The organism is Salinibacter pepae (assembly GCF_947077775.1).
Lineage (GTDB): Bacteria > Bacteroidota > Rhodothermia > Rhodothermales > Salinibacteraceae > Salinibacter > Salinibacter pepae.
The window spans coordinates 1,763,961-1,788,913 of sequence record NZ_CAMTTE010000001.1; the positions used below are offsets into that span (position 1 = coordinate 1,763,961).

The 24,953-nt window shown below is 68.7% G+C and carries 19 protein-coding genes; 6 read left to right on the forward strand and 13 right to left on the reverse strand.

Going from position 1 to position 24,953, the window contains the following annotated elements; translation table 11 throughout:
* The first annotated feature begins 18 nt into the window (after nucleotides 1–18).
* Nucleotides 19–1,461 carry a glycoside hydrolase family 13 protein gene (locus OJA40_RS07360; protein ID WP_208425801.1) on the forward strand — a complete coding sequence of 481 codons (1,443 nt, stop codon included), beginning with the start codon at nucleotides 19–21 and terminating at the stop codon, nucleotides 1,459–1,461.
* Nucleotides 1,462–1,468: 7 nt separating this feature from the next.
* On the opposite strand, the gene OJA40_RS07365 is transcribed toward OJA40_RS07360, so the two are convergent.
* From OJA40_RS07365 to OJA40_RS07395, 7 genes are all read right to left on the reverse strand, one after another.
* Nucleotides 1,469–1,849: a hypothetical protein gene (locus tag OJA40_RS07365; RefSeq protein WP_263810232.1), complete on the reverse strand. Its 381-nt coding sequence runs from the start codon at nucleotides 1,847–1,849 to the stop codon at nucleotides 1,469–1,471.
* A 186-nt stretch (nucleotides 1,850–2,035) separates the two neighbouring features.
* Nucleotides 2,036–3,646, reverse strand: a complete 1,611-nt coding sequence (locus OJA40_RS07370) for a cadherin-like domain-containing protein (RefSeq protein WP_263810233.1) — start codon at nucleotides 3,644–3,646, stop codon at nucleotides 2,036–2,038.
* 286 nt (nucleotides 3,647–3,932) lie between these two features.
* Nucleotides 3,933–4,433: a Uma2 family endonuclease gene (locus OJA40_RS07375; protein WP_208425799.1), complete on the reverse strand. Its 501-nt coding sequence runs from the start codon at nucleotides 4,431–4,433 to the stop codon at nucleotides 3,933–3,935.
* Between the two features lie 80 nt (nucleotides 4,434–4,513).
* Complete coding sequence (priA, locus tag OJA40_RS07380; protein WP_208425798.1) at nucleotides 4,514–6,991, reverse strand: replication restart helicase PriA; 2,478 nt, start codon at nucleotides 6,989–6,991, stop codon at nucleotides 4,514–4,516.
* Between the two features lie 107 nt (nucleotides 6,992–7,098).
* Nucleotides 7,099–7,626 carry a UpxY family transcription antiterminator gene (locus OJA40_RS07385; RefSeq protein ID WP_208425797.1) on the reverse strand — a complete coding sequence of 176 codons (528 nt, stop codon included), beginning with the start codon at nucleotides 7,624–7,626 and terminating at the stop codon, nucleotides 7,099–7,101.
* A gap of 271 nt (nucleotides 7,627–7,897) precedes the next feature.
* Nucleotides 7,898–10,435 (reverse strand): ATP-dependent helicase HrpB, encoded by a 2,538-nt coding sequence (hrpB, locus tag OJA40_RS07390; RefSeq protein ID WP_263810235.1) that lies wholly within the window; start codon nucleotides 10,433–10,435, stop codon nucleotides 7,898–7,900.
* A 237-nt stretch (nucleotides 10,436–10,672) separates the two neighbouring features.
* Entirely contained in the window at nucleotides 10,673–11,326 is a 654-nt protein-coding gene (locus tag OJA40_RS07395) for an HAD family hydrolase (RefSeq protein ID WP_208425795.1), read from the reverse strand.
* 366 nt (nucleotides 11,327–11,692) lie between these two features.
* Here OJA40_RS07395 and OJA40_RS07400 point away from each other — a divergent pair, with 366 nt between their 5' ends.
* Entirely contained in the window at nucleotides 11,693–14,206 is a 2,514-nt protein-coding gene (locus OJA40_RS07400; protein ID WP_208425794.1) for a zinc-dependent metalloprotease, read from the forward strand.
* A gap of 46 nt (nucleotides 14,207–14,252) precedes the next feature.
* Here the strand turns inward: OJA40_RS07400 and OJA40_RS07405 are convergent, their stop codons facing one another.
* Nucleotides 14,253–14,888, reverse strand: a complete 636-nt coding sequence (locus OJA40_RS07405; RefSeq protein ID WP_263808819.1) for an MlaC/ttg2D family ABC transporter substrate-binding protein — start codon at nucleotides 14,886–14,888, stop codon at nucleotides 14,253–14,255.
* Nucleotides 14,889–15,004: 116 nt separating this feature from the next.
* A complete protein-coding gene (locus OJA40_RS07410) occupies nucleotides 15,005–16,471 on the reverse strand; it encodes a TolC family protein (RefSeq protein WP_263808820.1) in 1,467 nt (488 codons plus the stop codon).
* A 178-nt stretch (nucleotides 16,472–16,649) separates the two neighbouring features.
* Here OJA40_RS07410 and OJA40_RS07415 point away from each other — a divergent pair, with 178 nt between their 5' ends.
* Entirely contained in the window at nucleotides 16,650–16,940 is a 291-nt protein-coding gene (locus tag OJA40_RS07415; RefSeq protein WP_011405456.1) for a DciA family protein, read from the forward strand.
* Between the two features lie 21 nt (nucleotides 16,941–16,961).
* Here OJA40_RS07415 and fabF read toward each other — a convergent pair whose 3' ends face one another.
* Nucleotides 16,962–18,221 carry a beta-ketoacyl-ACP synthase II gene (gene fabF / locus OJA40_RS07420; RefSeq protein WP_208427492.1) on the reverse strand — a complete coding sequence of 420 codons (1,260 nt, stop codon included), beginning with the start codon at nucleotides 18,219–18,221 and terminating at the stop codon, nucleotides 16,962–16,964.
* 136 nt (nucleotides 18,222–18,357) lie between these two features.
* Nucleotides 18,358–18,594 carry an acyl carrier protein gene (locus OJA40_RS07425; RefSeq protein ID WP_011405458.1) on the reverse strand — a complete coding sequence of 79 codons (237 nt, stop codon included), beginning with the start codon at nucleotides 18,592–18,594 and terminating at the stop codon, nucleotides 18,358–18,360.
* Nucleotides 18,595–18,980: 386 nt separating this feature from the next.
* Here OJA40_RS07425 and metK point away from each other — a divergent pair, with 386 nt between their 5' ends.
* Complete coding sequence (gene metK / locus OJA40_RS07430) at nucleotides 18,981–20,141, forward strand: methionine adenosyltransferase (protein ID WP_208427493.1); 1,161 nt, start codon at nucleotides 18,981–18,983, stop codon at nucleotides 20,139–20,141.
* A 263-nt stretch (nucleotides 20,142–20,404) separates the two neighbouring features.
* On the opposite strand, the gene OJA40_RS07435 is transcribed toward metK, so the two are convergent.
* Nucleotides 20,405–21,439: an isoaspartyl peptidase/L-asparaginase family protein gene (locus OJA40_RS07435; RefSeq protein ID WP_263810236.1), complete on the reverse strand. Its 1,035-nt coding sequence runs from the start codon at nucleotides 21,437–21,439 to the stop codon at nucleotides 20,405–20,407.
* A gap of 391 nt (nucleotides 21,440–21,830) precedes the next feature.
* Between OJA40_RS07435 and OJA40_RS07440 the strand changes: the two genes are divergently transcribed.
* The gene (locus tag OJA40_RS07440) at nucleotides 21,831–22,496 is read left to right on the forward strand and encodes an RNA polymerase sigma factor (protein WP_013062898.1); all 666 of its coding nucleotides are present in this window, start codon (nucleotides 21,831–21,833) and stop codon (nucleotides 22,494–22,496) included.
* 142 nt (nucleotides 22,497–22,638) lie between these two features.
* On the forward strand, nucleotides 22,639–22,956 hold the full coding sequence (locus OJA40_RS07445) for a DUF971 domain-containing protein (protein ID WP_263808823.1): 318 nt from the start codon (nucleotides 22,639–22,641) through the stop codon (nucleotides 22,954–22,956).
* Between the two features lie 245 nt (nucleotides 22,957–23,201).
* On the opposite strand, the gene OJA40_RS07450 is transcribed toward OJA40_RS07445, so the two are convergent.
* On the reverse strand, nucleotides 23,202–24,947 hold the full coding sequence (locus OJA40_RS07450; protein ID WP_263810237.1) for a DEAD/DEAH box helicase: 1,746 nt from the start codon (nucleotides 24,945–24,947) through the stop codon (nucleotides 23,202–23,204).
* Nucleotides 24,948–24,953: the final 6 nt, after the last annotated feature.

Consider the following 24,953-nt stretch of genomic DNA (forward strand, 5'->3'; position numbering starts at 1 on the left):
AGCCTCGCTACCCAATACATGTCCCCTCCCGACTGGGCCAAGCACGCCGTCTTCTACCAGATCTTCCCCGACCGCTTCGCTCGGAGCGGCGCGGTGAGCGCCCAGGAGAACACCGCGCTCAAACCCTGGAGCGCCCCGCCCGAGGAGCAGGGCTTTCAGGGCGGCGACCTCTACGGGATTGCCGACCGGCTCGACTACCTCGACGCCCTGGGCGTGACCGCCCTCTACCTGAATCCCATCTTCGCCTCGGCGGCCAACCACCGCTACCACACGTACGACTACTACGAGGTGGACCCGCTGCTCGGCGGCAATGACGCCCTGCGGACGCTGCTCGACGCCACCCACGCCCGGGGCATGCGCGTCGTGTTGGACGGCGTGTTCAACCACGCCAGCCGGGGCTTCTGGCCGTTCCACCACGTCCTCGAAAACGGCCCCGACTCCCCCTACGTCGACTGGTTCAAGATTGAGGACTGGCCCCTCCGGCCGTACGCCGCCGACCGGCCCCACAACTACGCCGCCTGGCACGACATTCCCGCCCTGCCGGAACTCAACACCGACCACCCGCCGGTGCGGGACTTCCTCTTCGACGTGGCCCGGCACTGGGTCGACTTCGGGATCGACGGGTGGCGCCTCGACGTGCCCCGCGAGATCGAGACGGACGGCTTCTGGGAAGACTTTCGCGGTGTCGTCAAGGACGCCGATCCGGACGCCTACCTCGTGGGCGAAATCTGGGACGAGGCCCCGGCCTGGCTGCAGGGCGACCGGTTCGACGGGCTCATGAACTACCCGCTGCTCGACATCACCCTTGGCTTCTTCGGGGCCGGGTCGTTGCGCGACTACTCGAAGGCCCACCTCACGTTCGATCCGCTCGACGCCCCGGCGTTCGCCCGTGAGCTTGAGCGGCTCCTGGCCCTCTACGACTGGGAGGCCACCTGTGCCCAGCTCAACCTGCTCGACAGCCACGACATGGCCCGGGCGCAGTGGATCCTGAACGAAGACACCGATGCGCTCCGCCAGGCGGTCCTCTTCCTCATGACAATGCCGGGCGCCCCCTGCATCTACTACGGCGACGAGATTGGTCTCTCGGCGGCCGGGGACCCGCACTGCCGCGAGGCCTTCCCGCGCGACGAGGCGGACTGGGACACGGACCTGCTCTCGTTCTACCAGTCGGCGACGGCCCTGCGCCACGAGCACGAGGTGCTGCGCACGGGCCGCGTCGAGGTCCTTCACGCCGACGCACGTGCGCTGGTGCTTCGGCGAACATTGGGCGACACGACGGCCCTCGTGGCCTTCAACGCCGGCCCCGAGTCCGTACAGGTCGACCTCGAGGCCGGCGCCCTGCCCGACAGCCCTCTCGCCCCCGCCTGGCCGCCGTCCGCCGAGGCGTCGCTTCCGGTTGCCTCGTCGTCGATGACCCTTTCCCTCTCGGGCCGGGAGACGCGCGTGTGGACGACGGCCTAATTCGGGGCTACGGCCGGAAGCGGGCGGCCACGCCTTTCCCGGCCTCTCCCCGCCCGTCCTCCCTCTTCGTCGCGCCGGCCCGGAGCAGCCGGTCGACGGCCCGGATCAGATCGGCCCGGGTGAACGGGTGGCGGAGGGCCGCATCAACCGCGTCGGACGGGGGGCGCGTCGCCCAGAGCGTCAACGTGGCGGGCGCCCCGGTGCGGCGGAGGGCGGCCCGGAAGGCCTCTTGCCCCTCTCCCTCGGGCAGGCGCCCAAGAACGAGCCCGCGGGGCGGACCGTGTCGCAGATGGACAGCCCCTTCTTCGCACGAGGCCGCCGTGGCCACCCGGCACCGCCGCCGCAGGCTCGACCGCAGAAACCGGCGGTGGTCGGCGCGTTGGTCCACCACGAGAACGGACGGCCGAGCTGCCCCGTCCGCCGGCGGGCAGACAAGCGTGGAAAGGAAGGGCCCGTTCGCCATGTCGAATCGCCTCGGTCCGTGCAACGCCAGCGCGAAGGTTCGCGGTCGACACCACGTGTCGGACGCCCTCTTCGCCCTCGGGACGCCCGCCGTTCTACGACACCGCTCCGTTCACCCTCCTGGCGGGGGCGGCGGCCTCAGCGCCGTCACCGCAATCGTGACCGTGGTTTCGCCGGAGGTCCATCCGTCCTGATCGGCCACCGTGTAGGTGTACTCGTCCGTCCCGGTAAAGCCCGGCTCGGGCGTGTAGGTCACCTCGCCGGTCGACTCATCGACGCGCACCGTTCCGTGGTCCGGTCCGTTCTGGACCTGCACCGTCGAGGCGTCGAGGCTGCCGTCCGGGTCCGCGTCGTTGGCCAGGACCGCCGTCGTCGTTGCCTCCCGCTCGGTCGTCTCGGCGCTGTCGTCGGCCGCCGTGGGCAGCCGGTGCCCCCCGGCCCCACAGCCCTGCGTCGTGCCCACCGCCATGACGGCGACGCCCTCGCGGCCGGCGGCGTAGACGTGACAGCCGACCCCCATCACCCGGCGGACCGGGGACACAGCCCCCGTAAGCTCTCTCAGGTGAAGGGTGCCCACGGCACGGAGTGCGGGGTCCGAGCCCCCTGTGTCGGGGCCGCCCTCATCCACCCGGTACACGTCGAGCCGCCCCTCGGGCCGGACGGCGTACACCAGTCCCGTCGGCTCGCCGGACACCTCCGGATCGTCTTCGTGCACGGAGATGCTGGTGTAGGCGGGCCCCTCTCGGCGGGCCAGCACGTCCCCGCTGGTCGCGTCGAGCACGGTCACCCCACCGGCGTCGGGGGCCAGAACCAGGCGCTCGCCGTCCAGAGCCGCCCCCGTTCGGGCCCGACGCTGATCCTGGCGTCCGTCCCCGAGGTCGAAGATCTGTGCGAAGGAGTCCTCCGTCTCGACCTCGCTGGAGTACACACCTCCACTCCGCCCGGCCACGAGCAGAGCCGTCGGCGTGGCATCCACCGACGCCAGGGCCGCGCCGGACATTGTCCGACGCGTCCTGTCGTCGAGGGCCTCACCAAACTCGGACAGCGCCTCCCCGCCCGACACGGCGTAGACCTCGTGCTCGTCGTCGCTCTCCGGTGCGCCCGCCACGCTGGTCCTGCCGGTGCCGGCCAGCCCGGCGACTGACACCTGTGGGGCCTCTCCCTCATTGACGGCCAATAGCGAGGCCGGGGTGCCCCGAAGGTCGCCGTCGTACGCGGAGGGGCGGAGCCCCCCGGCCACGTACAGGGCGCCGTCCTCGCTCCCCTGCGCCACGTCCTCTACGTCGACGGCATCTCCCCGAAGGCCGTTCGGGGCGAGCAGTGTCGTGGGGTCGCTCGCGTCAAGGCGGTCGATCCCGCCCCCGAAGGCCGGGCCGGGCGTGTCGTACCCAATGTATACCGTGCCGCCCGCGTGGGTCAGGGTCCGCACCCGCATCGTGTCGCGGGGCGGAGCGATCCGGGTCACGCTCGCCAGTGCGACGGTTTCCATCCCGTTCACCGACGAGGACTCAGGGGCCTTGAGGCGCGCGGCCCCGGCGGACTTCTGTCCCCTGGACATCCGCGTGTCGAGGTCGTTGGTCTCCGTCAGGAGCGCGGAGGACAGATCCGAACTGGAGCCCGCGCCCCGCTCCACCGGGGCCACACTGTCACATCCCGCGAGCGCCAGGATCAGCCCAAGGACGGGCACGAGCAGTCGGAGCGGGCGTGGCGTGCGGACGCGCATGACGCTGAGGGCGGCTGGTCGGAAGAGTGCGATCGGACGCTCGCCGGTCCCTCCGGCTCCGTATCAACGCCGGAGATGGTGTCCGAAAGACGCACCCACAGAATGCCGATGCCTCGGCGGAAATGATGGTAGATTTTGCGCAAACCCGTGTAGACATCTGGACTGTGTGCACTTCCCTCATGCACAGATCATGCACGGGTTTGTCATTTTCGTGCATCACCGTGGGTCAAGGGATGCGGGCCCTTCCTCGCTCAGCAGTATCGCCTCCCCCTCAATGTGCGTCCGCTTACGTCTCGATGGCCGTCGGTACGTCCGGAGCAAGGGCCGACTGGGTTCGCTCCCCCTCCGCGTCGAAGAACCGAAGGGCGCCCTCCTCGTCACAGACCCAGACCTCTTGCGCCCCCTCCTCCAGGTAGAGGCGACGCTTTTCCGTCATCTCTTCGTCGGTGTTGCCCGCCGACCGGCCCTCGACGCACAGCTCCGGCACCACAGGGCTGGCCTCCGCGTCCTCGGGAATTTGACTCCACCGATCCTCAGAGAGCCAGACCACGTCCGGCACCTTCACTCCCCTCGAGGTCTGCACGGCAAACTCGATTGTTGCCTCGCCGGAGGGTGGAGCATACTCGTCGAGCAGGCGAAGGACACGGCTTTGAAAACGACTGTAAAATGGGGTATGAGGACTCAAGACAAGTTGACCGTGTCTGTTCGTCTCAATTTTGAAGGGGAGATCCCGCAACTGAGGATCGTGTAGGACACGTTCCCAAATGGATTCAGTCGTGGCATCCATGTGGTCGGGCCCCTCAATTCGAGAAATGACGGAAGTCTTGTACCAAAGGCGTTCGTGACCGATCCCGACTGCCCTTCTCGTTACAGCACGTCCTGCGCGTCCACGTCGATTGCCACGTGGTACCCGTTCGGCGGACTGCCGTGGGCGTCGCGCGTCCGGCGCAGGGCCGTCTGGAGGGGGGCTGGACTCCCGCCGCGCACCTTCAGGAGGGTCCGGTACCGGTGCTGCTTCTTCACGCGCTGAATGAAGGCGGGCTCGGGCCCCATCACCCCGGCCGCCCCCGCATGCTGCCGCAGCTGCTCGGTCCAGTTCTCCGCGAGGCGCTCCACCCGGTCCTCGTCCGGCCCCCGAAACTCGACGGTCGCCACGTGCCCGAAGGGCGGGTAGCCCAGCTCGCGGCGCTCGGCGAGGGCCTCCGCCGCGAAGCCCGCGTAGTCGTGCTCCTGCGCGTAGCGGAGGGCCATGTGGTCCGGGTTGCGGGTCTGGAGAATCACCTCGCCGGCCAGCTCACGGGTCCGGCCCGCCCGGCCGGCCACCTGGGTGAGGAGTTGAAACGTGCGCTCCTCCGCCCGGAAGTCGGGAAAGAGGAGCCCCACGTCCGCGTCCACCACCCCCACCAGCGTCACGCGGCTGAAGTCGAGCCCCTTCGCGATCATCTGCGTGCCCAGGAGGATGTCCGCGCCGTTGTCGAACCGGCGGAGGAGGTCGCGGTGGCCGTGCTTCTGGCTCGTGGTGTCGCGGTCCATGCGGAGGATCGTCGCGTCGGGGACGACCTCCTCCAGCTCCGCCTCCACCCGCTGGGTGCCCGTGCCGATCTGGTGGATGTCCCGCCCGCCGCACTCCGGGCACTGACGCGGCACGCGGGCGGCGTAGCCGCAGTAGTGACAGCGCAGCTGCTCCCCCCCACCGTGTCGGTGCAGCGTGAGGCTCACCGAACAGCTCTGGCACTCGGGCGCCCAGCCGCAGTCCTCGCACTCCAGGACCGGCGCGTAGCCCCGGCGGTTTTGGAGCAGGATCGCCTGCTCGCCCCGATCCACCCGGGTGCGGATGGCCTCCCGGAGCGGGTCGGCCAGGGCGCCGTCCAGCTGATGCTTCTTGCGCTGCAGGGCGAGGTCGAGGACGCGAACGTCGGGGAGCGCGGCGGTCTTTCCCGAGGCGTCGGGCACGCGCTCCGGCAGTTCGAGCCGCTCGTACTTGCCCCAGCGCGCGTTCATGGTGCTCTCCAGACTGGGCGTGGCCGAGCCGAGGATGCAGACCGCGTCGGCGCGATGGGCGCGCATGACCGCCACGTCGCGGGCGTGGTAGCGCGGGGCCGGGTCGAACTGCTTGTAGGAGGTTTCGTGCTCCTCGTCCACCACGATGAGGCCCAGGTCCTCCAGCGGCGCGAGGACGGCCGAGCGAGGGCCAATCGCGATGGCGGCCGCCCCCGTGCGCAGCCGGCGCCACGCGTCGTAGCGCTCGCCCATGGTCATCTGGGAGTGAAGGACGGCAATCTCGTCGCCGAAGTGCGCCCGGAAGCGCTGGACGGTCTGGGGCGTGAGGGCGATCTCGGGCACGAGGATGATGCCGGTGCGCCCCCGCGCCCGAACGGCCCGGAGCGCGCGGATGTAGACCTCCGTCTTGCCGCTGCCCGTGATGCCGTGGAGCAGAAAGGTGCCGTAGCGGTGCGCGTCGACCGCGTCGGTGACGGCGTCGAGGGCCTCCTGCTGGGCCGGAAGCAGGTCGTGATCCGGCGGCGGGTCGGGCGCAGGCAGGTCGTCGAGGGGCGAGCGCATCACCTCCTTCTCCACCAGCTCCACCATGCCCTTCTCCACGAGGCTGCGGACGGTGGAGTACGAGGCGTCGGCCCGCTCCATCACGTCGGTCCGGCGCGGCTCGGGCGTGCCCTCCGCCCGGAAGCCCGCCAGCGCCCGGATTGTGGCCTGCTGCTTCTTGCCGCGGAGCTGCTCGATCAGGTCGTCCGGGGCGTCCTTGTGCTGGAACGCGGGGGCGAAGCGGAGGTGCGTTTCCGTCTTGGGGGCCACCCGCTCGTCGGAGAGGGTCGTCTCCACCGCCACGACATCGTCGGCGGCCATGCGGCGGATGAGGGCGAGCGGCACGGCGGGCCCCACACGCTTGCGGACCGCCGCGAGGGTCGTCTCGCCGTGGGCCGCCAGGTCTTCAAGGACGGTCCGTCCCACCTCGTGGTCGGCCCAGACGTCCGGGGCGGCATCGGTGCGGGCCAGGCGGTGCTCCGTCTCGACCGTGGTGCCGGCCGGAAGCACCGCCTTCAGCGCCTCCCCCCAGGGACAGACGTAGTAGTCGGCAATCCACTTCGTGAGGTCGAGCAGCCCGTCCGTGCATACCGGCACGTCGTCGAGCACGTCCAGGACCGCCTTCACGTCAAAGTCGAGCGCCTCGGCCGCCGGCCCCTCGCCCACGATGATGCCGGTCAGGCGCCGGTTGCGGAACGGAACCAGCACCCGGGCCCCCGCCTGGGCCGCCCCGGCGAGGGCCTCCGGCACGCGGTACGTGTAGGCCTGATCGAGCGGAAGGGGCAGGACGACATTGACGGTCACCGGGACGGGCAGCGCTGTTTTTGATACGACTCCGTCCCCCGTACGGACCGTCGTCGCGTGGGTGCCGGGGCGGCCTCGATCGCCCGATGCCCCCCGTGCCCCGTTGCCTACGTGTTGGAGGTCGCCTGGACCCAGTCCGCCGCGACCTCGATCTTGACGGCCTGTCGCACGGCTTGCACCTGCACCAGCAGGTAGGTCTGCCCCCGGTGCTGCAGCACCTTGCCCGTCAGGCCCTGCAGGCGCTCGGGCCCGCCCGTGATCGTGACGGTCTCGCCCACTGCCGGGCGAAGGTCGACCGTTGAGAGCCGTTCGGGCACCGCCTGGGCCTTCCGGAGCCGACCGACCGTCTCCTCGCGGAGGCGGGCCGGCTCGCCGTCGAAGTGGACACAGCGCACGATGCCGTTGGTGCGGAGCACGCGCAGGCGGTCTTTTTCGTCGACCCGGGCAAAGAGGTAGTTGCGGAAGAGCGGCTCGGTGACCTCCTTCGTGCGGTCGGACCACTGCCGCACCTCCGTCTTCTTCGGCACCATCACGTCGATGCGCCGCTCGTCGAGCCGGGTTTCGCACTTCTTTTCGGCCCGGGCCCGGGTGTAGAAGACGCGCCAGACGCGGTTGTCGTCGGGGGAGGGGCTCATGACACGGGCGCCCGCTGGGGCTGAAATTCGGGGGTCGACGGGACTGCGCGGACGGCGCGGTTGCCTTCGCGCCGAGGCGAGTACAGCGGTGTCTCTCGTGCCGCCTCCTTCTCCATCGCGGCATGGGGACAATCGTTCCCGCCCCGGCCGCCGGCGACAGCATCATACCTACGCCTTCTCGGCCGTAACCGCAACCGGCAGCAACACTCGGGCGTCCGTGGGCCGCCGCACCGGGACGGGACGGCAGTGAAAATGACGTGGGGCTTCCGCGTTACACGTCCGCGTCCATTCGTGCCTTCGTGGTGTGGGTCGCGGGGGCATCGATCGGGTCCTCGGGCCAGTAGTGCTTCGGGTAGCGCCCCCGCATGTCCTTGCGGACCTCGTGGTAGGTGCCCCGCCAGAACCCGTCGAGGTCCTGCGTGATCTGGACCGGGCGCTGGGCCGGCGACAGGAGATGAAGGGTCAGGGGCACGCGCCCGTCGGCGATGCGCGGCGTCTCGGTGCGCCCGAACAGCTCCTGGAGGCGCACCGCGAGGACGGGCGCTTCGGGATCGGAGTAGTCGATGGCCCGGTCAAACCCGCTGGGCACCGTAACGTCGGTCGGGGCCCACTCCCGCAGGCGGTCGCGCTGGTCATAGGAGAGCTGATCGCGCAGGATCTGGGGGAGGTTGAGCTGCTGGAGGTCGTCGGCCCGCTTCAGGCCATACAGGTGGGGCAGGAGCCAGTCCTCCAGCGTATCGAGCAGCGCCTCGTCGTGGACGTCGGGCCAGTCGTCGCCAAGGTGGTGGTGCAAAAACTGGATGCGGTGCTGAAGCTGACGGGCGTGGTCGGTCCACGGCAACAGGCCCAGCCCCGCCTCCCGGATGCCCTCCGCCAGCGCTTCCGCCACCGCCGTGGGGTCGGGCGCCTCAACGGGCCCCTCCGTGAGCGTGAGGGCGCCGAGCTGCTCGCGGCGCCGGGCCCGCACCCGCTTCCGCTCGGGGTTCCACGCCACCCTCGTCTCGGTCTCGATCTGGTCGCCGAAGTAGTCGACGATCTCGTCTTCCGAGAGGGGCGCGGCCAGGAAGATGCGGTTCTCCTGCCGGCGGGCGTCCACGTGGGCGGCCACGAGGTAGTCGGCGTCCGACAGCAGCTGGGGCCGCGGCAGCGTGGCGGCACGGCCGGTGCGGAGCCGGAAGCGCCCGCTTTGCCCCTCGCGCCGTTGCGCGAGGCGATCCGGGTAGGCGAAGGCAGTCAAAAGACCCGTAACCGCGACGTCGCCCGCCACCTTCGTGGAGACCCCCAGTTGGGCCCGCCAGTGGTCGGCCACCTTGCGGACGTGGCCGACGGCGCCGTAGGGGACCACGTAGCTGCGGGCATGGTCGGGGGTGGGCCGTTCGCCGCGGCGCAGGCGGTGGAGCGCCTCCAGGCGCAGTCGGAGGTCCACGTCCGGCGCCTCGCCCTGTCCCTTGAAGATGTCGCGCTCGCCGAGCAGGGCCGCGAGGTCGCACGCCACGGCCCCGTGGCCCAGCGCCTGCGCATTGAGGAGCATGTGGGCGAGGCGGGGATGCAGCCCGAGCTCGGCCATCTCGCGGCCGTGGTCGGTAATTGTGCCGTCGCGGTCGACGGCCCCGAGGCGTTGCAGGAGGGCCTGTGCCTGCGCGTAGGTGTCGTCGGGCGGCGGGTCGAGCCAGCGGAGCGCCGACGGGTCGGGCGTGCCCCACTTTGCCAGCTCCAGGGCGAGGGGCGCGAGGTCGGCGTTCTCGATCTCCGGCGCGGTGTGCGGGTCGAGGTGGTGCTGTGTGCGCTTCGTCCAGAGCCGGTAGCACGTGCCGGGGGCCACACGCCCGGCCCGCCCCGTGCGCTGGTCGGCGGAGGCCTGCGAGACACGCACCGTCTCCAGGCGCGTCATGCCGGTGGTGGCGTCGAACCGCGGGGCACGGCGGAGGCCGCTGTCCACCACCACCCGGACGCCCTCGATGGTGAGGCTCGTCTCGGCGATGTCGGTGGCCAGGACGACCTTGCGCTCCCCGTCCGGGCTCGGCGCGATGGCCGCGTCCTGCTCGTCCGGCGGGAGGTTGCCGAAGAGAGGATGCAGGGCCACGTCGCCGGGCACATCGTCCTCCAGTCGCGACTCGGTGCGCCGAATCTCGCCCGCGCCGGGCAGAAAGACGAGCACGTCGCCGTCCGTCTCCGTCAGCACGTCTTGCACCGTCGCCGCGACGGGCGGCGCAATGCGGTCGCCGGGGCTGAGCGGGCGGTCCGCGTAGTGCACGTCTACCGGGTAGCTGCGGCCCTCGCTCTGGATGAGCGGCGCATCGTCGACGAGGCCCGCAATGGGCCCGGTGTCGAGCGTGGCGCTCATGACGAGCACGCGCAGGTCGGGGCGGACGACCTCGCGGGCCTGGAGCGCGAGGGCGAGGCCGAGGTCGGCCTGCAGGTTGCGCTCGTGGAACTCGTCGAACAGCACCGCGCCGATGCCGTCCAGCGCCGGATCGTCCTGCAGCATGCGCGTGAGCACCCCTTCCGTGACGACCTCAATTCGGGTCTGGGCGCTTACCCGCGTGTCCATGCGCACCCGGTACCCCACCGTCTGCCCGGCGTCCTCGCCGAGCTGCCGGGCCATGTACTGCGCGGCGGAGCGGGCCGCCAGCCGCCGCGGCTCCAGCATGAGGAGCCGGTCGCCCCCGAGCCACGGCTCCCCCAGCAGGGCCAGCGGCACGCGGGTCGTCTTGCCCGCGCCCGTCGGGGCCTGGAGCACCGCCTCCGTCCGCTCGCGGAGAGCGGCCGTCAGGTTCGGCAGCACATCGTCGATCGGAAGGTTCGGCATTCGCGTCCAGGGCGCTCGTTCAGACATCTACCGCAGGGCTTGTAGCCGCGGGCCGAGCGGCGGGTTTCAGCCCACGTGTCGTCCACGCGCTTCCGAAGAACGACATTGTCCCTCCTCGTGCCCGGGCCACGCAGCGGAACGAGGACGAGCCCCCGCCCGGCGGTGAGGGGGCAGACTGGGCGAGACGCCCTCGTCTCCGCCTGTCACGCCCCCCGAAGCAGGGGTGTGGCTCGCCCCTCACGCCCCCTCCTCGTGCTGCCAATCCACGCGGAGCCCGGCGTCCCCGGCACGCACGTCAAGCGCCTTCACGTGGGGGATCACCGCCGTGGCCGCCGCGAGGGCGTCGGGCGGCTGCGAGGTCGCCACGCCGAGGACCGTCGCTCCGGCCCGTCGGGCCGACGCCACCCCCGCCGGGGCGTCTTCCAGCACGACGCAGCGCCCGGGATCGATGCCCAGCCCTGTCGCGGCCTGCTGGTACGGTTCGGGGGCCGGCTTGCCCCGCTCCACATCGTCGGCCGTCACAAACACCTCCGGCTCCGGGAGGCCGACGTGCGCCATCCGTGCGGTGGCCGTGCGGCGGCGCCCGCTGGTGGCGATGGCCCACCGGTCCCGCGGCAGGCGGTTGAGGAGCGCCTTCGCCCCGTCGAACGCCTCAAGGCCGTCGGTGGCCCTCTCGTCTCCCAACCGCTCGATCTCCGTCTCCGGGTCGAGGTGCGGCGCCACCTCCTCGATGACCTCAACGGCCGGGCGCCCCGTCTGGACAGCCTCGACCTCTTCGAACGGGATGCCGCGATCCTCGGCCCAGCGTTTCCATTGTCTCCGGACGACGGCCTCGGAGTCGACAAGCACACCGTCAAGGTCGAAGAGAATAGCGTCGCACGAATGCGCCATGGGACTGAAAATCGATGGGTGCCTGCGAGACGAGTTCGTGTTCGTGGCGTGTGGCTGATGTTTCTCACACCCTATGCCGGGGGATTGGGTTCGATCTCGTCCGGCGCGGAAGGGCTTTCTGCGTGCGCGCTTCACGAACATGTCTTTCGTCCCACTCGGTCCCCCCGTCCCGACACGGCCATCATTTCGATTCACCCCTCCTGCGTGCGATTCACGGCAGCCCCCCGCCGTACGTTTGCTTTCGTCCACCGGGACCCAGTTTATGTGACTGGTTTCGCTTTCCTGTTGGCGGGGCCAACACGATCGCCCCCATGACGACCGCCCTCCACCCTTCGCTGTAGGCTCACTTCCCCTGTACGGTCCTCAATGCCCTCATTGTCCCCTACTCGCGGCCGACTGCTCATTGCCGCGGCCCTGCTGATCGGCCTCTTCGCAGGCTGCGCAAGCTCTCAGTCCACAACCGCCCCCTCCCCGGACGGTTCGGCACAGGCGCAATCGTCGGCCCAGAACGAGACGGGGGAGAACGGCTTCAAGCCCTTCGGGGAGGTCGTCCCCGACTCGGCCCGGACCGACCCCGGACTGCTCACGACGCACCGCTTCGACGGCACCCTGTACGTCGAGATTCCCGACTCGCTGATCGGGCGGGAGCTGCTCATGGTCTCGCGGGCGGCCCAGACGCCCGACGGCTTCGGCTACGGGGGGGAGAAGACCGCCACCCAGGTGCTGCGCTGGCAGCGCCGTGGCGACCAGCTCTACCTGCGGGTCGTGAGCCACGAGGACATGGCCCAGGAGGACGACCCTGTCTACCAGGCCGTCCAGAACTCGAACCTGGAGCCCATCATCCAGTCGTTCTCCATCGAGGCCCTCAACGAGGACTCGACCGGGGTCGTGGCGGAGGTCACGGACCTGTTCACCGCCGACGTGCCCTCCCTCGGAATTCCGAGCGCGGCGCGGGAGGAATATCGGGTCCGCCGGCTCGACGGGGATCGGACCTACATCAAGGGCGTCGAGAGCTTCCCGGAAAACACGGACATCGAGGCCGTCCTGACGTACCAGGCCGAAAACCCTCCGTCCAACGCCTCGACGAAAACCCTGACGGTGTCGATGAACCACTCGATGGTGCTGCTGCCGAAGGAGCCGATGCAGCCCCGTCTCTGTGACGACCGGGTGGGGTACTTCAGTGTCGAGCGGGTCAACTACAGCTCCGACGAGCAGCAGGCGACCGAGGAATGCTTCATCACACGCTGGCAGCTGGAGCCGAAGGACCCGGAGGCCTACGCCCGCGGCGAGCTCGTGGAGCCGAAAGAGCCGATCGTGTACTACATCGATCCGGCCACCCCTGAGAAGTGGCGCCCCTACCTCAAGCAAGGCGTGGAGGCCTGGCAGTCGACCTTCCGCGAGGCCGGCTTCAAGAACGCAATCCTCGCGAAGGATCCGCCGAGTGCCGAGGAGGACTCCACCTTCGACCCGGACGACATTCGCTACTCCACGATTCGCTACTTCGCCTCGGAGGTCCAGAACGCCTACGGGCCGCACGTGCACGACCCCCGCTCCGGGGAGATCCTGGAGAGCGACATCGGCTGGTACCACAACGTGATGAACCTGCTGCGCAACTGGTACTTCGTGCAGACGGCAGCGGTCAACCCGGAGGCGCGGAAGCCAGTGTTCTCGACGGAGGTGATGGGCACGCTCGTGCGCTTCGTGGCCGCCCACGAGGTGGGCCACACGCTGGGCCTGCCGCACAACATGGGCTCCAGCAACGCCGTCCCGGTCGACTCCCTCCGCTCGCCCTCCTACACGGCGGACCACGGCACCGCCCCCTCCATCATGGATTACGCCCGGTTCAACTACGTGGCCCAGCCGGGCGACGGCGTCGAGAATTTCCTGCCCCGGATTGGCACCTACGACGAGTGGGCCGTGCGGTGGGGCTATACGAAACGCCCGACGGGCACGCCCGAGGAGCAGGCCCAGACGCTCGACGCGATGATTCGGGAGCACACCGACGACCCGCGCTACTTCTTCGGGGCCTCCGGCTCCATCGACCCGCGCGCCCAGTCCGAAGACCTGGGCCGGGACGCAATGGAGGCCAGTCGGCTCGGCATCGCGAACCTGAAGCGCATTCTCCCCAACCTCATCCAGTGGACGAGTCGGGACGGGGAAGGCTACGCCACCCTGGAGGAGCTGTACGGGGCGGTGGTGAACCAGTGGCGCCGCTACATGGGCCACGTCAGTCAGCATCTCGGCGGCGTGCACGAGACGCCGAAGACGTACGGCCAGGAGGGCCCGGTGTACGAGCCCGTCTCGGCCACGGATCAGGAACGCGCGGTGGACTTCCTCCTCACCCACGCGTTCGAGACGCCCACGTGGATGGTGGAGGCCGACGTGCTACGCCGCATCGAGCACGCCGGGGCGCTGGAGCGCGTGCGGGAGGCGCAGGTGGGCGTCCTCGACGGCGTGCTCGACCCGGAGCGCATGGCCCGCATGCTGGAGGCGGAGGCCATGAGCGAGGACGACGTGTACGGCGTCGGCGACCTGTTCGGGGACCTGCGGGGCGGCGTTTGGGCCGAGTTGGAGTCGGGCACGGCCATCGACCCGTACCGGCGCAACCTGCAGCGCGGCTACCTGGAGCGGCTGGACTACCTCATGACCGCGGAGGTGGAGGCCCCGCCGCCCGAGTACCGCCAGTACATCGACTACACGCCGGTCGACGTGAGCCAGTCGGACATCCGGCCGTACGTCCGGGCGGAGCTTAAGACACTGCGGGACGACGTCCAGCAGGGCCTCCGCCGCACGACCGACGAGACGACCGAAATGCACCTGCAGGACGTGCTCGCCCGGATCGACCAGACCCTCAACGGAAGCGAGGACGCCGGCGCATAGCCCCTACACAGGGCGACGCCCGGCGTGGCTCTCGGGGCCGTTGGGGCTAGCGCCCGGTCTCAGAGGTGTCGGTAACTTCGTCCCGCTTCTTGCGGAGGCTTTGCATCAGGGAGTCGAAGCCCCGCTTCCGAACGACCGTCTGGAACGAGCGGGCGTAGCCCTCCACGGTGCTCACCCCGTCGATGATGATGTCCTCCGCCCGCCACTCGTCCTCGCGGCGCTCCAGCACGTACTCGACGGACGTGGTGCGGCCTTCATACGTCGTTTGGGTGCGCACGAAGGCACTGTCGCGCTGTACGTCAATCTGGTCGTAGGTGACCGCGGAACTGTACACCCCGAGGTCGCTCATCGACTGCGCGCGCACCACCTCGCGGAAGACGGAGACGAACTCATCCCGCTGGTCGGCGCTGAGATCCTCCCAGTGCGGCCCAAGGGCCCGCTGGCCCATCACCCGAAAGTCGATGACGCCGTTGACCAGCTCCTTCAGCTGGGCACGCTGCTCGGCGGTATAGTCGTCCGTCTCGCCGAGGATGGACTTGATTTCCTGGTCGCGTTGCTCCAGCATTTGCCGAATCTCGGCCGCTGTGGCGCTTTCGCCCTGCCCGAACGCGGTCGGGGCGCCGCCGCTCAGGAGCAGAAGGGCGGGAAACAGGACGGAGAGGGATCGGCAAAGACGTGTCATGGCGTAGCGTCGATGATGGGTAGAACTGCGCGACGAAAACCTGTATGCGTTCGTGTAGGGGCCGGCGTTTGTCTCGGTGGATCGCGGGGCGTCTCGTGCACCAATTTCGGCCCCGGCTATTCCTGCTCGTCTCTGGTCTCAAGAAGCGTACCGCTCTGCGCCCGGTCGGCGAGCGTGCCGGTGGCCCGCAGGAGATCGAGCACGGCCACGTTGTACCGCCGCACCGCCCGGAGGTACTCGGCCTGCGCCTGCAGGTCGGCCCGCACGGCCTTCACCAGGTCCTCGGTGTTCCCCAGGTCGAGGTCGAAGTTAACCTGCTCGGTCCGGAGCCACTCGCCGGCGATGGTGGTGGAACGGTCGCGAGACTCGACGGCCGCCTTGGCCGTGAGGAGCGACCGGTAGGCCTCCTCCACCTCGAACCGCACGAGCTGCTCGGCCGCGGTGCGCTGGTACTGCACCGCGTCGAGCTCCGCCTCCGCCTGCTCCACCCGGGCCCGCGTCTGTCCGAAGTTGAGGTTCTGCTGAATGCCGATGCCGCTGCGCGTGCCCGTCCCCATGAACGAGTCGCCCACGAAGGCATTGTCGGGGTTCGGTCGCTCCGGGAGGGTGATGCTCTGGGACAGGGTGGCCTGCAGGCCGATCGTGGGGTAGTAGTCGGACCGGGCCACGTCCACGAGCGCCCGGCGCGCCTCCACGCCCGCCGCGGCCTGCTCCACCTCCGGGCGGTTCTGCAGGGCCCGCCCGATGTAGTAGTCGAGCGAGTCGGGGTGGATGGCGAACGAGAGGGGCTGCAGCTCGTCGGCAGCCGGCTCCACCCACATCCGATCCGACAGGAAGAGCTGGCGCCGCAGGGCCGAGCGGGCCGTCTTCTGATTCTGCTCGATCTCGACGATGCGACGCTTGGTTTCCTCCTCGGTCAGGCGCGTCTGGAAGAGGTCCGACTGGCTCACGCCCTCGTCGCCCTCGTCGAGCAGGCGGTTGATCTCCCGCTTCGCCCGGTCGATGACCTCCTGGGTCCGGTCGGCGAGGCGGTCGAGGGCCTCCGTGAGAATCAGCCCGTAGTAGGTTTCGCCGGCCCGGACCGCCACCTCCAGGGCCTTCTGCTCCACGCGGGCGGCCTCCACGTCGACCCCGCGCCGGGCCGCCTCGATAGACCCCGACAGCTCGCCCCAGGTCCAGAGGGGCTGCTGGACCGCAATCTCAAACCGACTGAACGGGCGGAGGGCCCTGGGCGACCAGTCGTTGGTTACGCCGGGCTGCAGGTACAGCCGGTCCCCCGAAACCCCGTCGGGGACGTTGTCCAGCCCCGGCGCGAACGAGTGGGCCGTGCTCAGCGAGACGTCGGTCAGGAACCGGTTGGCGCGGGCCTCCTCGCTCCGGGCCGTGGCAAACTGCTTCTGGGCCTGGCGCCGGTCCACCTCCGGGCTCTCCTCCAGGGCCCGGACGACCGTTTCCGTGAGGCCCACCTCCACGGTGTCCATGGGGGCGGGGGGGGCGGTCTGGGCAGCGGCGGGCCCGGCCCCGGACAGGAGCCCGGCGAGGGCGACGGCCCCGAGCAAACGAGCAAAGGAGGAGGCGGTCATTCCGGAGGGACCAGGGTTGGGTACGGGAGAACACCGATCGTATAGGCGACGAGCCGTGACGCCAACAGGGCCGCCCACTGCCGGACGAAGGTAACGCCCCGGCGGCCCCGGCACACGATGACACGCCCGGCGTAGGAGACACAAACCCACACTCCCCCCTGATTATTTCGCCGTCCCCATGCCCGCCGACGGCCCCCGTCCCCTCGGAGAGGTTCTCAAGGAAGTCATCGACGAGCTCGGCGTTCAGGAGGAGGTCGATGAGGCCCGCGTCGTCGAGACGTGGGCGAGCCTCGCGGGGGAGAAGATCAACAGCGTGACCGAGTCGGCCTGGATGAAGGGCTCGACGCTGTACGTGAAGATCACCTCGGCCGCCTGGCGTCAAGAGTTGCACATGAACCGGCGCAAGTGGCGCGATCGCCTCAATGGCGCGCTCGAGGCCGAACTGGTCGACGAGATCGTGTTCCGGTAAGGGGCCTGACCGCCCCCGTCGTCACTCGTCGTAGGCGCGGAGGGCGAGGGAGGTGTTGTGCCCGCCGAAGCCAAAAGCGTTGGACAGGGCCACGCTCACGGGCCGCTCCTCGGCCTCGTTGAACGTGTAGTCCAGGTCGCACGCCGGATCGGCCTCCTCGAAGTTGATGGTCGGCGGCACCACGTCGTGCCGGAGGGCCTGGATGGCGGCGATGGCCTCAATGGCGCCCGCGGCCCCGAGGAGGTGGCCCGTCATGCTCTTCGTCGAGGACACGTTTAGGTCGTACGCGTGGTCGTCGAACACCTTTTTGAGCGCCTTCGTCTCGGCCTCGTCGCCGAGGGGGGTCGACGTGCCGTGGGCGTTGATGTAGTCGACGTCGGTCGGCTCCAAGCCGGCGTTGTCGAGCACGCGGTTGAGCGCGAGGCACACGCCGCCCCCCTCCGGGTCGGGGGCCGTCAGGTGGTGGGCATCGGCGGACATGCCAATGCCCTCGATTTCCGCGTAGATGGTGGCCCCCCGGGCCCTGGCCCGCTCCAGGTCTTCGATGAAGAGCGCGCCGGCCCCCTCGCCCATCACGAAGCCGTCCCGGTGAGCGTCAAACGGCCGCGACGCCCGGGCCGGGTCGTCGTTGCGCGTCGAGAGGGCCCGCATGCTCGCAAAGCCCGCAATGCCGAGCCGCGTCACGCAGGCGTCGGTGCCGCCGCAGAGGGCGGCATCCATGTCGCCCCGCTGGATCATGCGGTAGGCGTCCCCGATGTTGTGGTTGCCCGTGGCGCAGGCCGAGACCATGGCGTGGTTTGGCCCCCGAAAGCCGTGCGCCATGGCGATCTGGCCGGCCGCAATGTCGGGAATCAACGTCGGGATGAAGAAGGGCGACGTGCGCTTCTCCCCGCCCTCGATGAACTCTTCGGCCTGGTCCCGAAAGGTTTTGATGCCCCCAATGCCGGTGCCGTAGACGACCCCGATCCGGTCCTTTTCGTCCTGGGACATCCCGTCGGGGTTGAGGCCGGCGTCCGCCACCGCCTGGTCGGCGGTGACGAGGGCGTACTGGCTAAACGGGTCCACGCGCCGGGCCTGCTTGGCAGGAAGGTGGTCCTCCGGGTCGAAGCCGTCGAGCTCGCAGGCAAAGGTCACCCGAAGGCCCTCCGGATCGAAGGACCCGATGGTGGCGGCGCCACTCTCCCCCTCCACGAGCCCCTGCCAGTACTCCTCCACCGAGAGCCCGAGGGGGGTAAGCGCCCCCATGCCCGTAACGACGACGCGACGTGACGTGCCTGCCATGCTTTGTGTGGTTGCGACTGCCTATACAGTGTACGCGGCCCGCGCCCAATCCGACCCTGTGCCCCAAAACACAAACGCCCGGCGAGCCGTCCGGCCCTTCCGGGACGGCGCTCACCGGAACGCAGGAGCAGAGGGACTACGCCTTCTCCTCGAGGTACCCTACGGCGTCGCCGACCGTCGCGATCTCTTCGGCCTCCTCGTCCGGGATCGTCAGGTCGAACTCCTTCTCAAACTCCATAATGAGCTCGACGGTGTCGAGCGAGTCCGCGCCCAGGTCGTTCGTAAAGGAAGCGTCCGACGTCACGTCGTCTTCGTCGACGCCCAGTTTGTCGACAATGATCGACTTGACCGTCTCTTCGATGTCGCTGGCCATGGTTGGCAGTTTCGTTGATGAGAAGTAGGCAGATGAGTGAATACGCGATTTACCACCCCGAACGACGCGTCCTCCCGCTGGGAGGACCCGAGCCCAAAATCGCCTCGGGCTTGCCGGGGCAGGGGGTATTCAGCCACGCTAAAGTACAACGGGACCCGTGGAGAAGCAACGTTTGATGCAAGCTTCGCACTCGCGGAACCCGGCCGTGGGCCGTGTTGGGCGTGTCTTTACAATCCAACGTTGGCAATAACGCCCCCGGGTCTTATGTTATCGGTCGATTTCGAAACTTTCCTTTCGCCTCCGCTTAGGGCGTAGTCGTTTGTCCCTTCTTCGGAGCGGAGCCGTTTTTAAGGCGGCGCGTTTTTCTCACGGACCGATTGTTGTTCATGGCTTACCTCTTCACCTCCGAGTCGGTCTCGGAGGGCCACCCCGACAAGATCGCCGATCAGATTTCGGACGCCATCCTCGATGCCCACCTGGCCGAAGACCGAAACAGCCGGGTGGCCGCGGAGACGCTCGTGACGTCCGGGCTCGTCGTACTCAGCGGCGAGATCACGTCTCAAGCTCGTGTGGAGCCGCGGGAGATTGCCCGCGAGGTCATCCGGGACATCGGGTACACCGACCCTCGCATCCGGTTCGACGCCGAATCATGTGGGGTCATCAGCAGCCTCCACGAGCAGAGCGGCGACATCAGCCAGGGCGTCGACGGCGGGGAGGAACAGGGGGCCGGGGACCAGGGCCTCATGTTCGGCTACGCGTGCCGGGAGACCGACGAGCTGATGCCCATGCCCATCACGTTCTCGCACCGGCTCGTGCAGGAGCTCGCCCACATCCGCAAGGAGACGGACAAGATGCCCTACCTGCGGCCCGACTCGAAGAGCCAGGTCACCATCGAGTACAACGAGGACCGCATGACGCCGCGGCGGGTGCACACCGTTGTCGTGTCTACGCAGCACGACGAAGGGGTGCCCCAGAAGAAGATTCGGAAGGATGTGCGCGACATTCTCCTCCCCCGCGCCCTCCCCACGGACCTTCTGGACGAGGACCTCATCCTCCACGTCAACCCCACGGGCCGGTTCGTCACCGGCGGGCCGCACGGGGACACGGGCGTCACGGGCCGCAAGATCATCGTGGACACCTACGGCGGCAAGGGGGCCCATGGCGGGGGCGCGTTCAGTGGAAAAGACCCCTCGAAGGTGGACCGGAGCGCCACCTACGCCGCCCGCCACGTCGCCAAAAACCTGGTCGCGGCGGAGCTTTGCGACGAGGCGGAGGTGCAGCTCGCCTACGCCATCGGCGTGGCCGAGCCCGTGTCGATTGACGTGTCGACGAACGGCACCGGCGTCCTCCCCGACACGGAACTCTGCGAGATGGTGCGGGAGCACTTCGAGCTGTCCCCCTCCGCCATCATCGACCGGCTCGATCTGCTGAAGCCCCGCTACCAGAAGACCGCCGCGTACGGGCACTTCGGGCGCCCGACCTTCCCGTGGGAGGAGCTGACCCACGTGGAGGCCCTGAAGCGAGAGGCCCCCGCGGTGGCCCCGTAGCCCGGCCCCACTGCCATTCCGCGTCGCCCCACGCCCTCGTCGCCCACTCGGCGGCGAGGGCTTTTTGTGTTTGGTGGCGGTCTGGGAGCAGACACCTCACCTCTACATGTTTTCTCCATCTTTTCCCTGTAACCCTGCCGGCGTTTGCAACGGCCCGCCCGGCGACCCGCCTGGAAACGGCAATCCGCCCGACAGAGGCCCGCCGGACAACCCGCCGGGGGGCGGGAACGGCAATGGAGGGGCGTAGCGACGCCTCCGATGCCTTACTCCGCGCCCCCGGTGTCGAAGATGCGAACGTCCGTGTTGCCGTCCGGATCGACATACGCCCGGAACATGCCGCCGGTGCTGAAGGGCGTGGCGATGTTGCCCTCGCGGTCGAGCGCAATGACGCCGCCTACGCCGCCGAGCTCTTCAATCTCGTCGATCGTGCGCTGGGCGGCCTCGCCGAGCGGAAGCCCCCCGAATTGCATGCGCGACGCCACACTGTGGGCCGCCACGCCGCGAATAAAGAACTCGCCCTGCCCCGTGGCCGACACCGCACACGATGCATTGTGGGCGTACGTCCCGGCCCCGACGATGGGGGAATCGCCCACGCGCCCGAACTCCTTGTCCGAGATGCCCCCCGTCGACGTTCCCGCCGCCAGGTTGCCCGCCGCGTCGAGCGCCACGGCGCCGACCGTGCCGTACTTCTCGTTCGACCCCGGTGCCGCGGGCGGGTCGGCGGGCGCCTGGCCCTGCCCGGAGCGACGCGCGTCCGTGATGAAGTACTCGTTCTCCACGAGATCGAGCCCCTGCTGCTCCGCAAAGGCCTCCGCCCCCTCCTGAGCAAACATCACGTGGTAGGAGTCCTCCATGATGGCCCGGGCGAGCCGAATCGGATGCTTCACCGTCTGTACCCCCGTGAGCGCCCCGGCGTTGCGGGTGGCCCCGTCCATGATGGCGGCGTCGAGCTCCACCGCGCCCTCACTCGTGCGAACCGCCCCCCGGGCCGCGTTGAAGAGCGTGTCGGCCTCCATGGTGGTGATGGCGGCCTGGACGGCATCGAGCGCACTGCCGCCGTCCCGGAGCACTGCGTTGCCCTCCTGCAGCGCGGTGCGGAGGGCCGACCGGTACGCCTCCGCCCGGTCGTCACTCATCTCGTCGGCGCGCAACGACCCAGCCCCCCCGTGAATGACGAGGGCCGTTTCCGAGGATGGACCGTCCTGCCCCTGCACCGTAACAGGAAGCAGGCACACCCAACCCAAAAGAGTCCCCACAATGAGAAGAGCACGATGGACTCGCACCGGAACGTCGCACATGGTGGTGTACAAAGGACATGTGTGTTGAATAATTTGCGCGGAGGCCCCATAAATAGGAAAACAAAACAGAGAATCGCCACCCGGATTCCGCCCGACGCCCCGACGAATCGACCCACACATCGCCCGTCGCCTGCTCCTCCCCTGACCCTGTGGCGGAAGTTGCATGACCTTCACACAATCTTAGGGGCTACTTCCCAAAAAACCCCCGCCTGGATCGCATTTTGCCGGACAATAATGTCCCGATGTTACACGTTTGGGAACACGCCCCTACATAGCTGATTTGTAGCATTTTCCGCTTGCGACTCAGCGGAATCCTTTCCACATTATATCTTCCAGGAAGCAATTTCCTGGCGTTCGGCACTCCTCCTACACAGACCGATCCCCCACATACATGGCGAAGGACAAGGCAGAAGTCGTCACCAAAAAGACCGCCTCGAAGGACAAGAATGCCTTCAACCAGCATGAGGCCCTCCAGGAGATGAGCGACGAGGACCTCATGTCTCAGTTCCAAGCCGGGACCGTGGAGGCCTTCAACATCCTCGTGGAACGGTACTCTGATCGCTTGATGCAGTACCTCTACCGCTTCTTGGGCGACAAGAAGCGGTGCGAGGACCTGCTGCAGGAGACGTTCCTGCGCGTCCACCGGAACCGTCACTCCTACCGGCGCATCGCCAAGTTCTCGACGTGGCTCTACACCATCGCCGGAAACCTCGCGCGCTCCGAGTATCGGAAGCGGAAGCGACGGCGGATGCAGTCGATCCAGTCCGTCAACCGCGACAACGAGGAGTACGAGATGGAGATTCCGGACGAGTCGTTCTCGCCGGACAAGCACGCGGAGAGCACGATTCAGGACCACTACATTCAGGAGGCCATGAACGAGATTCCGCCGGCCTTCCGCGAGGTGGTGGTGCTACGCGACATCCAGCAGCTCGCGTACGACGAGATTGCGGAGATCACGGGCCTGCCGATGGGCACCGTCAAGAGCCGCATCAACCGCGGGCGGACGAAGCTGCAGGCGCTGCTCCAGGACGTATACCCGTTCCAGGAAGAGGAGTAGCCTCGGCCGCACGGTCCACGAGGGTGACTTGCCGATCGCACTGGGCGATGCCACGCCGGATCCCTACAGGGGTCCGGCGTTTTTATTTGGCCCCGCCCCGCCGTCTCTTCCCCGCACGCGACCGGTTCCGTCCCGAATGAACATGCCCGAGCCGAGCCGGCTCCAGGTAGACACGAAGGCCCAAACCCTCACCGTGGACTGGGCAGACGGACACACCTCCGTCTTTCCCCTCTCGCGCCTCCGGGCCGCCTGCCCGTGCGCCGAATGCCAGGGCGACGCGATCGACCGGATCGACCCGCCCGCCCCCGACGCCGGGCCGCCCGACGCCTCCCCGCAATGGACGGATCTCGAAATCGAGCCCGCCGGGAGCGTCGGCATCCGCATCACGTGGGACGACGGCCACAACGCCGGCATCTTTCGGTGGGACCGACTTTGGGACCTCCAACCGCCCCGTGCATGAACGGGCCCCGCCGTCCGTTCTTATCCGGTGACCTGGGCGATGGCGATGAACAGGAGGACGATGCCGGCGAAGACCCCGAGGGCGATCAGGATCTGACGCACCACACGACGATTCATGGCAAATGGGGGGCAAGACGGGGGGCTGGCGAGATTGTACGGCGCGGACGGGTCGGGCCTCCTCACCCACAATGTCCACCCGTACTTGTTAAGATCGGCCACCCCACCCGTCTTTGTCAAGGCCGGCGCCTACACCAGCCGCTTGCTCCGAAGGCACCGCTTCAGCCATTTCTTCTTGCGCCTCAGCAATTTCAGGCTCATGTCGGACTGGGCCTTGCGGAAGCGATCCTTGGCCTTGGCGTGCACATCGCGCATGTGGACGTCCATCCCGCGGTTCTGCAGCGCGTAGGCCACCTGCGTCGCAAGTTCCGAGCATTCCTGACGGAGCTCCTCCTCCTGCGCCGAGAGGTCGAGCGTATCGGAGCCCGACTCCTCAAAGGGCTGGCGCTGCACCTGGAGGTTGGAGTCCCGTCCGTTGTCTTCCAACTCCAGCCGGTGGGTCTCGATTTCCCCCTCGTTGACGCCCGTCAGCGCCCACTCGGAGCGATCGTCGGTCTGCTCGGACTTTTCCGGCGAGGTGCCCTCTTCCGTCCGCCGGCGGAGGCCCTCCTGCACCTCCCGCGTCATCCAGGCCAGCGTTTCGGAGAGGCCCAGGTCGCCGGACGTGAACACGTCGCACACGTTGGCGTCCTCGTCCCACGCGTCGTAGTACCGCATGCCCCGAAAAATCTGCTGCAGCGTCTTGGAGCGGGCGCTCACGAGGTCGAGCTTGGCGATGACGCTGATGGTTTTGATGTCGGTGCCTTCCCCAATCATGTCCACCTGCACCATCACGTCCACCTCGCCCTGGCGGTAGGCCTCCAGGCGCTCCGCCCGCTCGTCGCGCGGCACGTCCTGCCCGATGCGGGTGGCGCTGAGCCAGCCGTAGCGCCGCTCCATGAAGTCGAGCACGTCGGCGGCGTGGCGGTTGCTCATGCAGGTGACGAGCATCTGGTGGTTGCGTCCGTCCTCGGCACCGATCTGGCCGGCCCGCTTCTTCTGGAGGCGCCCCACGGCCGGGCCCAGCAGCGTGTCGAGGTAGACGTCGTGGAAGCGGAGACTGCGGCGGGCGAAGTAGCGGTCCAGGTGCGAGGTGTCCCGCCCCACCTCATCTCTGAGCTCGCCAAGCGAGACCTCCACCTCCTCGCCGGTGTCCTCCTCCACCATCGTAATGGTGTAGTCGATCACGTGCGCCTCGATGCGCTTCAGGATCTGCCCTTCGGCGTGGGCGTCGCGCAGGCTCACCTCGTGGAGGGCGCGGTAGTGGAGTTGCTCCCGACCGTCGTCGCCCGCCACCACGTCGTGCGGCACGCCGAAGAGGGGCTGGCCGTCGCTGCGGAGGGGCGTGCCGGAGAGGCCGATGAGCGAGTCGTACGGCAGGCGCCCCACGGCCTGCGACCAGGTGCCCTCCTCCGGCAGGTGGTGAATCTCGTCGAGGACGAAGAGCGGCGCCCCCTGGTTGCAGTAGCGCTGCAGGTCGCGGGTGCCCGACTCTCCACAGGCGTACTGGTAGGTGGCGATGACGATGGGGATCTCCGGGTTCTTGACGAACACGCGGTCCGCGTCGGCCACACAAAAGGGCATGCGCGGCGCCCCGATCCACCGCAGCATGCGCGCCATCTCGTCGGCGTCGGCGTACTGCTCCTGCAGGTTGCTCCGCGGCACGAACACGACGAGCGTATCGCTCACGCCCATCGCCCGCGCCACGGCGAAGGAGGCAAGGGCGGTCAGGGTCTTGCCGTAGCCGGGGACGAAGACGCCGAGGTGGTCGGTGCGGCCCTCCTGGTACGCCTTGGCCAGCTTGGCGAGGAAGGCGCGTTGGCCGTCGCGGAACGAGAAGTCCTCGGCCGGGTCGAGGCCGGGCAGGTTGGCGGCGGAGACGGACGACACAGACATAAGGGG